We start from the raw sequence: 14,335 nt of genomic DNA on the forward strand, positions 1-14,335 counted from the left end.
GAAGATTAAAAAAACCCCGTTTTTTCGAGCTAGAGACTCATTTTCGGGGTTTTGTTATACCTAAATATACGAATTAATTATCTGATAATCAAATAATTACACTACTTCTGAACGTGCCTAATTGACACGGATTTCACGAATGACCACTAATAGATTGTGCTCTTGAATTTCTTTCTTCGTGCTTCCGACCTCCGACTTCTGACTCCCAACAACAAAATGACCAAAACAACAGAGTAGGCAGTTGACAGTAGCAGTAGGCAATCATCAAGTGCAAGCTCTAGTGTCAAGTTTAAGTTCAAATATAAATAACCCAATAACAAAACAATCGAATAATGCAGTGGGCAGTAACCTGAAATTTGAAACGACAGGTAAACATTAAAGGCAGGAATTATTGCTGACAGCGCACTCTATACTGACTTCCAACTTCCAACACCCAACATTTTAGTTGTTAAAACTCTTTTTGATTCGGTCCAGATTTCGTTTGCTGTCCCGACTTTTGATGGTTTCCCGTTTGTCGTATAGTTTTTTACCCTTGGCGAGGCCAATGTTCATTTTGGCGAGACCTCTATCATTGATAAAAACCTTGAGCGGAACAATGGTGAGCCCCGTAGTGGCAACCTCCTTTTGAAGCTTTTTTAGCTCCCGTTTGTTGAGCAACAATTTACGTATAGCCTTGGGGGCGTGATTAAAATGACTTGCGTGGCTGTATTCATCAATCTGCATATTGACCACAAAAAGTTCGCCTTTGTCATTGAATTCACAAAAGCTTTGTGAAATGGAAGCTTTACCCAATCGGAGCGATTTTATTTCGGTGCCACCCAATACTATCCCTGCCGTATAGGTGTCCAAAATTTCGTAATCAAATCGGGCCCTTCTATTTTTTATGTTGATATTTTTCTGCATCGTGGACAAAAATATAAACTCTTTGCCAAGAAAATCGTAATGTTATGGTAGATTTTACGAATAAGTATCAAAGCAACCTTATGAAACGAATTTTAATCCCCCTATTGCTTGTTTTTGCCATTGGATGCAAACAAGAATCCAAGAAAGCATTGACGGCCCAAGAAATTATTGACAATTCCATTGCCGATAGTGGCGGAAAACTGTTCAATAGCCATAAAGTATCTTTCGACTTTAGAGATAGAAAATACATCTCTGAAAATATTGATGGACAAAGAGTGTTCAAACGAATTTTTGAAGCGGATTCCACAACAACCATCACCGATGTGAAGCGTGGAAATGATTTTGAAAGATATGTGAACGATTCCCTTGTTATGGTGCACGATACCATGGCCATAAAATATGCCAACTCGGTAAATTCGGTCCATTATTTTGTGCGGTTGCCCTATGGTTTAAACGATGCCGCGGTAAATAAGGAGCTTTTGGGCAAAGAAACCATCGAGGACAAGGAATATTACAAAGTAAAAGTAACTTTTGACCAACAGGGCGGGGGCGACGACTATGAGGACACGTACTTGTATTGGTTCGATTTAGAAACTTTTAAGCCCAATTACCTGGCTTATGACTTCCATACTGATGGGGGTGGGCAACGTTTCAGAAAAGCCTACAATGAGCGTTACGTAAATGGTATCCGTTTTGTGGATTATGAGAATTATAAACCCAAAGAAAAAGAAACAGGTATTTTAGAAATTGGCCTGTTATATAACGAAGGTGGGTTGGAGTTGCTGTCCAAAATAGAGCTCAAAAACATTTCTGTTGAGAAAAACTAGTCCATTTTTAGACGGATATCCGTGGGCACTCCATCAATGATCCGAACAATAAAGAGACTGCTGTTGTCCGTATCGTCCATTTGGTCGTATTTTTCCAAGCCTATTATTTTGTTCACGAGCATAGGGGTGGTGTTGCTATGGCCTATCACCAACACATTTTTGCCTTCGTTTGCAAGCTTAAACTCTTCAATATCCAAAGCATTTGGGTCGTAATACTTAATGTCAATATCTTTTTTTATCGATGTAGGCGCTGCCGTCATTGAAGTACGCTCATAATTCGTTGAATAAACCATATCCAAAGGAATGGGGTCGAACACCTCGGCCCATCGAATGGCCCTGTCCAGTCCATTTTGGTTTAGTTCTGGGTCCGGATTTTCTGGGTCGGTTCTGTCTTTTTCGGCATGCCTAATAAAATAGAAAGTGGAAATAACAGGGTCTTCTACAATTTTTGTATCTTTTTTGCAGCCAATACTTCCAACGAGTATAATTGCAAGGGCAATTAGAGGTTTGATGGTTCGCATAGTTCTATTCAAAGTTCCCGTATATTTTTGTTATTCGGTTTTAAAAGTAACGTTTAATTTTCATTTTCTTGTATGCCTAAGTTTTTGGTTTCTCTGGTTTTATTGGTGATTTACAACACAATTTGGGGTCAAGAGGTTGTTTTGCCATCCGATTTTAGACAACACTCACTTACGCAATTCAATGCCAGTTTGTTCAATCCCACGTACGCTTTGGATTGGAACACCCCGAATTCCCTTTCCGTTTGGACCCGTTGGCAATGGCAAAGTATAGATGGTGACCCAACATCCATTTTTGCCAATTACACACATCAATTAAATTCGGCTTCGGTTGCCTCGGCAGGCTTTTTGCAACACAATACAGGGGTATTTCTCTATACAGGTGCAAATTTGACATTTGCGCAAACTTTTGAACTGGATGAGGGGGTGAGCTTAATGGCGGGGTTGAATATATTTGCTTTTCAACAGACCGTAGCGGATGAACAATTTGTTCAAGGAGATGTGGTAGACCCCATAGCCTTGGAAGATTTCGAGGGCTTTAAAGTTCAATTTTCACCTGGATTACGCTTGCTGGTCAACCAATTTAGCGCAGGATTGGCTTTTGAGAATGCCATTGGTTTTAATGTTTCTGGTAATAATAGAGAAAGTATGGAGAGTTTTCAGAGTCTGATAGGGACCCTTAGCAATGATTTTCCTGTGATGCTATCCGAAAGTTTGGGGGATAGCTATGTGCGACCTGTGCTTTACCTTAAATCAGTTCCCAATGGCGATACCCAATTTGGTTTGAATGGATTGTTCTCCACATCAAAATTCTGGGTTCAAGGAGGATACAATAGTTTTTATGGGATCTCTAGCGGATTGGGTGTTACCATATCCAATGCATTCTCTGTTGGTGGGCTGATGGAATTTGGTACCGATGATTTATTGAGTGAAGAAGATCCCACAATAGAGATTGTTGCCTCCTATCATTTTGGAAAAACAAAATCTAAAGATAAAGTGCCACCCGAGGAACCTGAAGAGATTTTGCCCGAACCTAAAGAAGATGAAGAAGCAAAGCGAAGGGAGGAAGAAATCGTGCAACAGCGCAGGGAACAAGAACAACGAGAACTTGAAGCAAGGAGAAAATTGCAACGTGAAAAGGATTCGTTGGCCGAAGTACAACGAATTAAGAAAGAACTGGAATTACAGCGCGAAAAAGACAGCATTGCTCGCCTACAGCACCAAAAAGTAGTGGTGCGACCCAACGAAAGGTATGAGGAGATGGAAAGCGAGGACGGACTAGTGCCTGGCTTCTATTTGATTGCCAATGTTTACGGGACCAAAAGGTACTTCGATAATTTTATGAAGACCCTTAGGGAGCAAGGTTTGGAGCCAAAGTCTTTTTACAGAAGCTTCAATAAATACAATTATGTGTATTTGGAGCGCTACAATACCATGGAAGAGGCCAGAAAAGCCCGCGACAGCAAGTTTTTTGGCAAGTACGACGACAAGACTTGGATCTTTAGAGTGAAAGGAAATTGATTTACTTTTTAAGTTCCTGCTTCACCAAATACTCCAAATAGGTGATAGTGTTGACCAAATATTTTCGGTCCTGGGTCATGGTACTCATGGCAACTGCACCTTGAATCATGGTAAACAATTGCTTTGCAAATTGCAAAGGAGGTACGGGAAGACGGATTTCATTCTTTTTTGCGCCGTTCTCCAAAACTAGGGCAATCTTACCTTCAATTTCTTTAATAGTTTCCTTCACCGCAGCAGCCAGGAGTTTATTGTTGCCTTGGGCATCCACTCCAACATTCAATATGGGGCATCCACCAAGGGGAAGCGTGAAAACATCATACTGTTTGTAAAAACTCAATAGGGAAAATAATTTATCGAATGCTTCAACACCGATTTCCAGTTTGTTGTCAATTTCTTGAAGCAATAAGCTCCTGTTGCGCTCAAAGGCGGAAAGCGCCAAGGCTTCTTTGTTTTCAAAATTCCCGTAAATGGCACCCTTGGTAAGGCCGGTGGCTTCAGTAAGGTCGCTCATACTTGTACCGATGTAACCATGCTTGTTGAAAATAGGAGCTACGGTCTCAATAATGTAAGCTGTGGTTCTTTCTGCTTTCTTGGTCATTTTGTGGGTTGCTGTTGGTCGAATCTAAGATATAAAAAATCAAATACCCTTTGGTATTAAAAAAGGCAAAAGCCTTTATTTTAACAGGTTTCTTGTTGTTTTTTGACCGAATTTTGGAGTAATTGGGTTGGCTTTATTAATCTAAAGCGAACAAATCAACTACCGACCATCTTTTTACCTCCAAACTTTTCTCAAGAAGGAGATAAAGTTTTGACTCATGATTTTTTCAATATCCAACCCACTGTAACCTCTTTTTCTCAAAAGATTTGGAATTTTTTGAAGGTCGGCAATAGTTTCCAAATCCCATGGACTCTGTTCTTTCCCAAAAGCTCCGTCCAAGTCGGTTCCAATGCCAATGTGATCGGTGTTGCCTGCCAATTGACAAATGTGGTCAATATTGTCAACGGCAATTTCCAAGGTTACATCCATTTCTTTTGGGGTTGATTTGCCACGGACCCAATTGGGTACCATCATCCAAGCATCCAAAGCAACGCCGATTACAGCATCCCTGCTAATGAGTTCCTTGATTTGTTCATCGGAAAATTGGCGGTTGTGGTCCACCAATGCCCTGCAATTGTTGTGGCTGGCCCAAACTGGACCGTTGTACACATCCATAGTTTCCCAAAAGCTTTTGTCGCATAGATGGGTGGCATCCAAAATCAGGTTGAGTTGCTCCGCTTTTTTGAGCAATTCACGACCCTTTTGTCCAATCCCCCCTACAGAATCCGTCCCGTGGGCATAAATACCGGGACCATAGTGCGCGGGACCAATGGCCCTTAGTCCAGATTCGCAAGATTTTTCCAAATAGCTCAAGTCTAAAATGGAATCGGCGCCCTCTAAACTTAAAATGTATCCGATTGGTTTTTTTGGTTCATCACTACTCCAAAGCTTGAGATGTTTCTCCAAACCTTCCTTGTCCTTGATTTGAACCATCTCACCGGCTTCTTCCATAGTTTTGTACCATGCCAATTGGCCTTGGGTCTGCGCCCAAGCTTGATACTGTGAATTCCAACCGGGTATTGGGCTTCCCTTTTTTACGTAACGAGCAATTTGTGTGGCCATGCAAAGCCCAATATTGCCTTTTCGCATATCTGGAAGGGATACGGTGTTCTTAGCTCGGTCTGGTTTGTCGCTCATTCCTTCCTCACGTTCCCTAATTTCCGAAACGGGAAGGGTAAGGTCGCGGTTCCATTCCAAGGCATTCATGGCCAAGTCTAAATGCGCATCAAATATGAACATATACTTTTTTAAGGGTGAAGTTCAAAAATGGCTTCAATTTCTACGGCAATATTTCCCGGGAGCATCATACCTACGGCACTCCGTGCCCCAATACCGTTTTCTTTTCCAAAGACATCCGCCATCAATTCACTAAAACCATTGATTACATAAGGATGCTGGCCAAAATCTTGCGTACAATTTACCATTCCCAATACTTTCACCATTCTTTTGATTTTGTCTAAACTCCCAAAATGCGTAGTAATAGTAGATAACATGGTCAAACCGACTTGTCTGGCTGCCAATTTTGCCTGTTCTGCATCGAGGTCATCGCCGGCTCTGCCCGTCATTAAGGAGCCATCAAGATTAACAGGGCCTTGGCCCGATACGTACAAAAAGTTATCGACCACTAAAACGGGTCGGTAAACTCCTGCAGGAGACGGGGCAGGAGGCAATTGAAGGTTTAACGCTTCCATACGTTGCGATGGTGATTTTTCCATAAATTATATTGTTAGATTATACTGTTGATGGCCAAAACACCCAAGAGTCCCATAACGCCGACCAAGGTTTCCATGACGGTCCAGGTGGAAAGGGTTTCTTTGACGGACAGGTTGAAATATTCCTTGAACATCCAGAAGCCCGTATCGTTGACGTGGGAGAGCATCAAACTTCCTGAACCAATGGCCAATACCATTAATTCTGGACTGGTGCCCGTACCGGAAGCCAATGGGAGTACAATCCCCGCTGCCGTAAGTCCTGCTACGGTGGCCGAACCCACACTTACTCGTATGGCGGTGGCAATAAGCCATGCCAGTACCAGAGGTGATATGCTTGAACCCTTAAGGCTATCTGCGATATAATCGCTTACTTGACTATCTATCAAAACTTCTTTTAAAGCCCCAGCCCCTGCAATGATCAATAGGATCATCGTAATACTGGAAACCGAAGCAGAGAGCGAATTCATAAGGGTACTCATTTCTTTACCCTTGGCCAGCCCTAAGGAGTAGATGGCGATTAGGACAGAAAGCAGCAAAGCAATCACTGGATTGCCGATAAAGCTTAGTATGTTCCGTAGCAGTCCTTCTTCCAAGAATTGTTCGGCTCCAATACCTATTCCAATAAAGATAATAGGGGAGAGCGCGCTTAAAATACTAACTGCTGTCGATGGCAGTTCATCTTCAGGAATGGGTTCTGCGTTGTAAAATTCCTTTAAGGGTTTGGCCTCAATTTTTTTGATCGTACGTGCAAACAACGGACCAGCCACGATAATGGCGGGAACAGCTACGATGAGTCCGTACAACAATGTTTTTCCAATATCCGCATTAAACATGGCTGCGATGGCCGTAGGAGCAGGGTGGGGCGGGAGATACCCATGCGTAACCGATAAAGAGGTGAGCATTGGCAATCCTACATAAAGCAAGGGCAGTCCCGTGGAAAATGCTATGGTAAATACCAAGGGGATCAAAATAACAAAGCCAACGGAGTAGAACATAGGTATTCCCACGATAAATCCAGTGACCACCATGGCCCATTGGACGTGCTTTACCCCAAATTTGGCCACGAGTTGTGTGGTGATTTGTTGTGCAGCCCCACTATCGGCGACCAATTTCCCCAACATGGCACCAAGCCCAAGTATTAAAACCAGAAAACCTAAGGTGTTACCAATACCTCGTTGAATGGATTGTACCAGACTTTGCAGTTCCATCCCTTGAAAAATGCCTACAAAGAGGCATACGATAATGAAGGATAGGAAGGCATTGAGTTTGAATTTGGCAATAAGCAAGAAGAGCAATAAAATACCTAGAACGGCAATAATTAGTGGCATATTTAGGGTTTGGTTTTGAAGCTAAAATAAGGATTTAAATATAATAGACATTCATTATTGCGAATTTCTAAGGATATGGTTTGAGATTGTGAAAGAATTAAAAAACCTCCCCCAAAAAGTTATGGGAGAGGTTTTTACTGACTGAAATGTATTTTGAGAACTTACTCTACAAGTTCATCTTGATTTCTAAATACCAATTGATCATCAAAAGAGTCTAGGAGTACAATGCTATCAGTAGTTATTTTTCCTGAGAGCAACTCTTTGGAAAGGTTGTTCAATACTTCTTTTTGAATCAATCGTTTTACAGGTCGTGCACCATATTGAGGGTCAAAACCTTTTGCGGCCAAATAGTCTATTGCCTCTTCGGTGGCATCCAAGGTGATATTTTGCTTGGTCAGCATTTTCTTTAAGTTGTCCAATTGAAGCCCTACAATATCCTGAATATCAGATTTGCTCAATGGAGTAAACATAATGATGTCATCAATGCGGTTCAAGAATTCGGGTCGGATGGTCTTGCGAAGCAATCCCAACACTTCCACTCGTGCAGACTCCGAAGCACTTTCCAAGTCTATGGTATCTTCAAACTTCTCTTGAATAATGTGGCTACCCATATTACTGGTCATAATAATGATGGAATTCTTAAAATCTGCCACCCGGCCTTTATTGTCGGTCAACCTACCTTCATCCAACACCTGTAATAGTATGTTGAAGGTATCTGGGTGTGCTTTTTCAATTTCATCCAATAATATTACAGAATAGGGTTTCCTGCGCACCGCTTCTGTCAACTGTCCGCCTTCATCATAACCCACATATCCTGGAGGTGCACCAACCAATCGGCTCACGGAGTGACGTTCTTGGTATTCGCTCATATCTATTCGTGTGATGGCATTTTCATCATCGAACAGATAGGCGGCCAAGGTTTTGGCCAGCTCGGTCTTACCAACGCCGGTAGTACCTAGGAACAAGAAGGAACCAATTGGTTTTTTGGCATCCTGCAAGCCCGCTCTGCTCCTTCGGATAGCATCGGAAACAGCGATAATGGCCTCGTCTTGACCAACGACGCGTTTGTGAAGCACGTCTTCCAGTTTCAGCAGTTTTTCGCGCTCGCTCTGCATCATCTTGTTAACGGGAATACCGGTCCATTTGGCCACTACTTCGGCAATATCTTCATAAGTTACTTCTTCTTTGATCAAAGTACCTGCGGTTTGCTGCTCTGCCAGTTCATCCTGTAGTTTTTCCAGCTTTTCCTGTGCTTCCTTGATTTTACCGTAGCGCAGCTCGGCCACTTTTCCGTAATCCCCATTTCGCTCGGCACGTTCTGCTTCAACCTTATAGTTTTCAATAGCCTCTTTTGTTTTTTGGATATTGTCCACCACGGTTTTTTCGCTTTCCCACTTGGCAAATATTTCGTTGCGTTCTTCTTTAAGGTTGGCCAAATCCAAATTCAGGGTTTTCAATTTAGAGGTGTCGTTTTCCCTTTTAATGGCTTCTATCTCAATCTCCAACTGCATTATTTTTCTGTCCAGCACATCTAATTCCTCGGGTTTGGAATTGATTTCCATTCGAAGTTTGGAAGCGGCCTCGTCCATAAGATCAATGGCCTTGTCGGGCAAAAACCTGTTGGTAATGTAACGTTGCGATAGCTCCACGGCGCCGATTACGGCATCATCTTTAATACGGACCTTGTGATGTGCTTCATATTTTTCCTTGATACCCCTAAGAATGGAAATGGCACTCTCGGTATCGGGTTCGTCCACCACAACCTTTTGGAACCTACGCTCCAAGGCTTTGTCCTTTTCAAAATATTTTTGGTACTCGTCCAATGTGGTTGCACCAATGGCTCTCAATTCACCACGGGCCAAGGCAGGTTTCAGGATGTTTGCGGCATCCATCGCTCCTTGTCCGCCACCAGCTCCGACCAAGGTGTGGATTTCATCAATAAAGAGGACAATGTTCCCATCTGATGAAGTCACTTCTTTGATTACTGCCTTTAGACGTTCCTCGAACTCCCCTTTGTATTTGGCTCCAGCAATGAGTGCTCCCATATCCAAGGAATAAATCACTTTATCCTTAAGGTTTTCGGGTACATCACCTTGAATAATTCGGTGTGCCAGTCCTTCGGCAATGGCAGTTTTACCCACTCCGGGCTCACCCACGAGCATCGGGTTGTTTTTGGTACGTCTGGACAAAATTTGCAATACCCTACGGATTTCCTCGTCCCTACCTATTACGGGGTCCAATTTGCCGCTGTCGGCCATTTGGTTGAGGTTGTTTGCGTATTTGTCCAGTGAGTTATAGGTTTCCTCGGCACTTTGCGAGGTGACCTTACCGCCCTTGCGCAGTTCTTGAATGGCAGCTTTCAAATCTTTTTCGGTTACGCCTTGATTTTTTAGGATTTGCGCAATTTTGCTTTTGGACTTGAAAATGGCCAATAACAAGTGCTCAACGGAAACGTATTCATCGCCCATGTTTTTGGCAACGATGCTCGCTTCGTTGACGGTTTTTCCAGCTTCTCTGGAAAGCATTATTTCCCCTCCCGAAACTTTTGAAAAGCTTTGAAGTTCCTTGTCCAATATTTGGTTGATGAGGTTGGTGTTAACGTTCAATTTTTTCAAAATGAAAGGCAACACGTTTTCATCGACCTCGGCAATGGCCTTGAACAAGTGTTCGTTTTCGATTTGTTGGTGTCCAAATTCTTGGGCCAATTGCTGGGCCCTTTGAATGGCTTCCTGTGATTTTATTGTAAAATTATTAAAGTTCATAGTCATCGTTTTCCTCTAATATGTCAACAACCCTACCAATGCATCCACACCGTCAAAATGTCTTGTAAATTCAACAAACACAGGACATTTAGTCAGTTGTAAGCTTTTTGTTCGCTCACGACTTATCTTATAAATTTGCAACATGGGAATATTTGACAGCGTTTTCGGGAAGAAGGATAAAACCGTTAAGGAAAAGAAAGAATTGCCTTGGATTCAATTGGAGTCCACGGCCCAGTTGGAAACAATTGTGGAAAACTCAAAAAGTAAAGCACAAGTGATTTACAAGCACTCCAGCACTTGCGGCATTAGCAGAATGGTGTTGAATATGTTTTCGGAAAGGTACGACACAGATTTGGACATAGACCTTTATTTTTTGACGATTCAGCACCATAGGGATGTATCCAATGCAATTGAAGATAAGTTTGGTGTTCGACACGAATCTCCCCAATTATTGGTGATAAAAAACGGTGAGGCTGTTTTTCATACTTCGCATGGTGCCATTGCGGATAAGGATTTTACACAGTATCTATAAATAAAAACAAAGTAGTTTATGTCATTTCGGGCACAGTCGAGAACTTAAAGCATCTCGACTGCGCTCGATTTAACATTGTCTTTAGTTGAACTGATATTTGGAGACGATGTTCTTGAGACGTAGTTTGAGGTCTTCCCCGGCATCGTAAACCATTTGTTCGTTGGAGGGGAATGGGACTTCCCTAGCGTTTAGGTACAACAATAAATCGCTTTCCAACGCTCTTTTATCACCTTGATAATTGGCGAAAATGTGCTCAAATATAAATTCGCTGGATAGGGGATAGGAATTGATTTCCTGCCCGCTCCTCAAGTCTGTGAAACTTACTTTGGCCCCAATTTGTGCGCTCTTGGTTTGGGTAAATTGGAACAATTTACAAGTAACGGTCCGCATCTTGTCCACTTTTATCTTGTTGCCCAAACTATCTTTTACCACGTTGCCATCACGGTCCACTAGATATTCCCACCCATCTTTAATTTGTTTTTCCTTGATTACCTGGGTTTCGTTGATTCGCTCTGGGGACACATTGATTTCCATAAAATCCAAGTTCATGGCGTAATCATATTGGACATTGGAAAGTGGATTGGTATGGTACTGCAACCAGAAGTTTTCGATTCCGAAAGCATTAAAATCCAAAAGTTCCGATTCCAATCGCTCTGGAATAATCTGTTGGGTTTGGTTTGCAATTTCCACCCTTACGAATTCCAACCCTTTGTTATAGGCTTCATCCATTTTTGCAATGGTTTCCTTATACCCTGGATTTATTTCTTGTAAATATTTTAAATCTTCGTAGGCATTCCTATAATCGGCTTTGTATTTGGCCGAGGACAACAAGCTCAAGGCATTTTGGTACAAATGTTCGGAAAGGTTGTCTTTGGTATCCAAAATTTTGTTGTCGTAGTTTACAAAATTAAACTTGGCATTCCTGCCTTCATCATTAATGTACAACGGCAATAATGGCCTAATGCGCTGTTGAATCTGCTTCAACTGCAAATATTTATTGTATATGGTCTCCAAGTTGGTAGGATTGCCATCATTCTGCAGAAAGGAAATTTCCTGTTGCTCCCTTGCCGTATTTTTCGCAAATGCATCTTCAAGTAGAACAATATATTCCTGATGGCCCTTTTTGGTCTTGTTTTCTGCAAGATTTTTAATGGCCTTGTTAATCGCCGCGGTATAATTGCCCGTGTTGATGGCCTCTTGGGTTTTTTTTACGCCGCTACAGGCACTAAAAACTATGATTGCGGTTAAGAGTATAAATCTTTTCATACTGGTCAACTTTATGGATTGGTATTTTTGGGAATTCAATAGCTGTGCCAAAAATCCTCAATCTTAAAACGTAAAAGCGTGAACGGTAGTATATTTTGGGTAAAAAGCTTGAAAAACCAATACTAGTAGGGGAATGGGTTGTTTTAAAAATTGTTAATTGTCGTTTAATAAAATTAAGTTCCAATTGTTTTTTTATGAATGAAAATCCCCTTTCAATTCGTAATTTTACGCCCTTAATTAAACAATGGGCAACATGCAACGAGACCACAAGATTTTTGAACTGATAGCGCAAGAAAAAGACAGACAGTTGGAAGGCATTGAACTGATAGCTTCCGAAAACTTTGTAAGTCCACAGGTAATGGAAGCTGCTGGCTCCGTGCTTACGAACAAATATGCCGAAGGATACCCAGGAAAGCGCTATTATGGTGGTTGCGAAGTAGTGGACCAAGTGGAGCAGTTGGCCATTGACCGTGCCAAGGAATTGTTCGGGGCTGTTTATGCCAATGTTCAACCGCACTCGGGTTCACAGGCCAATGCCTCGGTGTATCATGCCTGCCTTAACCCAGGAGATACCATATTAGGTTTCGATTTGTCACACGGAGGTCACCTTACCCATGGCTCTCCTGTTAATTTCTCTGGAAAATTATACAACCCTGTTTTTTATGGGGTGGACGAGGAAACAGGCTTGTTGAACTATGATAAAATCCAAGAGATTGCCGATAAGGAAAAGCCCAAATTGATCATTGCAGGGGCATCCGCTTATTCCAGGGATATGGATTTTAAACGATTCCGAGAAATTGCAGATAGTGTTGGGGCTTTGCTCTTGGCCGATATTTCACACCCTGCCGGATTGATTGCCAAGGGAATCTTGAACGACCCCATTCCATATTGCCATATTGTTACCACCACCACGCACAAAACCTTGCGTGGGCCCCGTGGAGGCCTAATTTTGATGGGCGAGAACTTCGAAAATCCGTTTGGTATCAAACTAAAGAACGGAAGCCTAAGAAAAATGTCCGGTTTGTTGGATTTGGCGGTTTTCCCTGGGAACCAAGGCGGACCTTTGGAACATATTATCGCCGCTAAAGCAATAGCCTTTGGAGAGGCACTTACCGATGAATATTTACACTATATGGTCCAGGTAAAGAAAAATGCCGCTGCTATGGCCAAAGCCTTTATGGACAAGGATTACAAGGTAATTTCTGGTGGGACGGACAATCACATGATGTTGATTGACCTTAGAAACAAGGATATTTCGGGCAAGGAGGCAGAACAAGTGTTGGTGAAGGCAGATATTACGGCCAACAAAAACATGGTTCCGTTTGATGATAAATCGCCTTTTATAACATCTGGAGTGCGTTTTGGTACTTCCGCTATCACTACTAGAGGCCTCAAGGAGGAAGATATGGAGACCATTGTTGGATTTATCGATGAAATTATCACTGATGCCGGGAACGAGAAAAAAATAGCAGGTATAAAACAAAAGGTCAACGATTTAATGAAATCGCGACCTTTGTTCAGTGTTTAGTATTTGCTAGTGGATTCTACTCAAAGAGGAAAATATTCTCTTCGTAAAATTTCTTTTTTCTTAGGGAGTATATTAAGGCTTCATGTTCTTGTCCTTTATCAAAAAAGTATAGCCCCCAATAGTTATAATATCCACATTTATAGCTTGTGCTTAGTTGTTTGGAAAGTATGGAAGTATCTTCAAAAATCGGAACAAAAATTTCACAGGGCATCTCTGTCAATCCTTTGGTGAAATAGATAAAGTGTTGGCTGATCATTGATATTATTTTTCCCAAATGTTCTGGAATGCTATTTGGATAGAGTCTGGATATGACAATGGAAGTATCCGTAAAATGAAGGGATGTTTCCATAATATCAGCGGGGTAGGTGCTTTTTTCGTTTAAATTTTTCAATGCATTAGCCATTGTCATGCACATATCGGATTTACTTTCGTCGGTAATAGTGTAACCGCTCCAGTCACCGTTGTTAAAATGGCGAAGACAATCAGAAATACTAAAATTAAAATGTAGTTCCACCACCAAATCCAGACGGTTGTTCAATACATCTTGCTTGCATTTAAGCTTCGCAGTTGCAAAAAAGTATCTTTCCAGATCCTTTATAAAATCGTCTAAACCTTCTGTGGCCTGAAAAACTTTTGGGCCTAGATTGTTGTTTTTACCATTGTTTTTATTGGGGAAAGCCATGCTGATAGAATTCTAATTTTCTTTCAACATAAAATTAGGATGAATCTTTTTTATAGTATTATAGATAATCCTTAAAAATTCTGGGGGTTTCCCTCTTTTTGTAAGATTTTTATTATTTATCAGGTTTAATCAAGCCACAAATGCACTGTTTGTTACAT

Annotated in this window: 13 protein-coding genes; 4 read left to right on the forward strand and 9 right to left on the reverse strand. The window is 41.7% G+C overall.

Going from position 1 to position 14,335, the window contains the following annotated elements; genetic code table 11:
* Positions 1-441: 441 nt before the first annotated feature.
* Positions 442-903, reverse strand: a complete 462-nt coding sequence (smpB, locus tag VM932_RS13720; RefSeq protein WP_326279355.1) for an SsrA-binding protein SmpB — start codon at positions 901-903, stop codon at positions 442-444.
* An 80-nt stretch (positions 904-983) separates the two neighbouring features.
* Between smpB and VM932_RS13725 the strand changes: the two genes are divergently transcribed.
* Positions 984-1,730, forward strand: a complete 747-nt coding sequence (locus tag VM932_RS13725; protein ID WP_326279356.1) for a DUF6503 family protein — start codon at positions 984-986, stop codon at positions 1,728-1,730.
* On the opposite strand, the gene VM932_RS13730 is transcribed toward VM932_RS13725, so the two are convergent.
* Positions 1,727-2,251, reverse strand: a complete 525-nt coding sequence (locus VM932_RS13730) for a SixA phosphatase family protein (RefSeq protein ID WP_326279357.1) — start codon at positions 2,249-2,251, stop codon at positions 1,727-1,729. The two genes, VM932_RS13725 and VM932_RS13730, sit on opposite strands and share 4 nt — an antisense overlap.
* 72 nt (positions 2,252-2,323) lie before the next feature.
* On the opposite strand from VM932_RS13730, the gene VM932_RS13735 reads away from it, so the two are divergent.
* Positions 2,324-3,769, forward strand: coding sequence for a PorP/SprF family type IX secretion system membrane protein (locus VM932_RS13735; RefSeq protein ID WP_326279358.1), 1,446 nt, complete (start codon positions 2,324-2,326; stop codon positions 3,767-3,769).
* Between the two features lies 1 nt (position 3,770).
* On the opposite strand, the gene VM932_RS13740 is transcribed toward VM932_RS13735, so the two are convergent.
* The 5 genes from VM932_RS13740 to clpB form a co-directional block, all read right to left on the reverse strand.
* Positions 3,771-4,367 (reverse strand): TetR/AcrR family transcriptional regulator, encoded by a 597-nt coding sequence (locus tag VM932_RS13740; RefSeq protein ID WP_326279360.1) that lies wholly within the window; start codon positions 4,365-4,367, stop codon positions 3,771-3,773.
* 174 nt (positions 4,368-4,541) lie between these two features.
* A complete protein-coding gene (locus VM932_RS13745) occupies positions 4,542-5,606 on the reverse strand; it encodes a dipeptidase (protein WP_326279361.1) in 1,065 nt (354 codons plus the stop codon).
* An 8-nt stretch (positions 5,607-5,614) separates the two neighbouring features.
* Positions 5,615-6,082 (reverse strand): RidA family protein, encoded by a 468-nt coding sequence (locus VM932_RS13750; RefSeq protein WP_293163815.1) that lies wholly within the window; start codon positions 6,080-6,082, stop codon positions 5,615-5,617.
* Positions 6,083-6,093: 11 nt separating this feature from the next.
* Positions 6,094-7,407 (reverse strand): gluconate:H+ symporter, encoded by a 1,314-nt coding sequence (locus VM932_RS13755; protein ID WP_293163812.1) that lies wholly within the window; start codon positions 7,405-7,407, stop codon positions 6,094-6,096.
* A 161-nt stretch (positions 7,408-7,568) separates the two neighbouring features.
* Complete coding sequence (clpB, locus tag VM932_RS13760; RefSeq protein WP_326279364.1) at positions 7,569-10,169, reverse strand: ATP-dependent chaperone ClpB; 2,601 nt, start codon at positions 10,167-10,169, stop codon at positions 7,569-7,571.
* Between the two features lie 142 nt (positions 10,170-10,311).
* Here clpB and ytxJ point away from each other — a divergent pair, with 142 nt between their 5' ends.
* Complete coding sequence (ytxJ, locus tag VM932_RS13765) at positions 10,312-10,701, forward strand: bacillithiol system redox-active protein YtxJ (protein ID WP_326279365.1); 390 nt, start codon at positions 10,312-10,314, stop codon at positions 10,699-10,701.
* Between the two features lie 81 nt (positions 10,702-10,782).
* On the opposite strand, the gene VM932_RS13770 is transcribed toward ytxJ, so the two are convergent.
* A complete protein-coding gene (locus VM932_RS13770; RefSeq protein ID WP_326279367.1) occupies positions 10,783-11,967 on the reverse strand; it encodes a hypothetical protein in 1,185 nt (394 codons plus the stop codon).
* Between the two features lie 253 nt (positions 11,968-12,220).
* On the opposite strand from VM932_RS13770, the gene glyA reads away from it, so the two are divergent.
* Positions 12,221-13,495, forward strand: a complete 1,275-nt coding sequence (gene glyA / locus VM932_RS13775; protein WP_326279369.1) for a serine hydroxymethyltransferase — start codon at positions 12,221-12,223, stop codon at positions 13,493-13,495.
* 16 nt (positions 13,496-13,511) lie between these two features.
* Here glyA and VM932_RS13780 read toward each other — a convergent pair whose 3' ends face one another.
* The gene (locus tag VM932_RS13780; RefSeq protein WP_326279370.1) at positions 13,512-14,177 is read right to left on the reverse strand and encodes a hypothetical protein; all 666 of its coding nucleotides are present in this window, start codon (positions 14,175-14,177) and stop codon (positions 13,512-13,514) included.
* Positions 14,178-14,335 lie beyond the last annotated feature (158 nt).

The sequence above is a fragment of the Flagellimonas halotolerans genome (assembly GCF_035818535.1).
Lineage (GTDB): Bacteria > Bacteroidota > Bacteroidia > Flavobacteriales > Flavobacteriaceae > Flagellimonas > Flagellimonas halotolerans.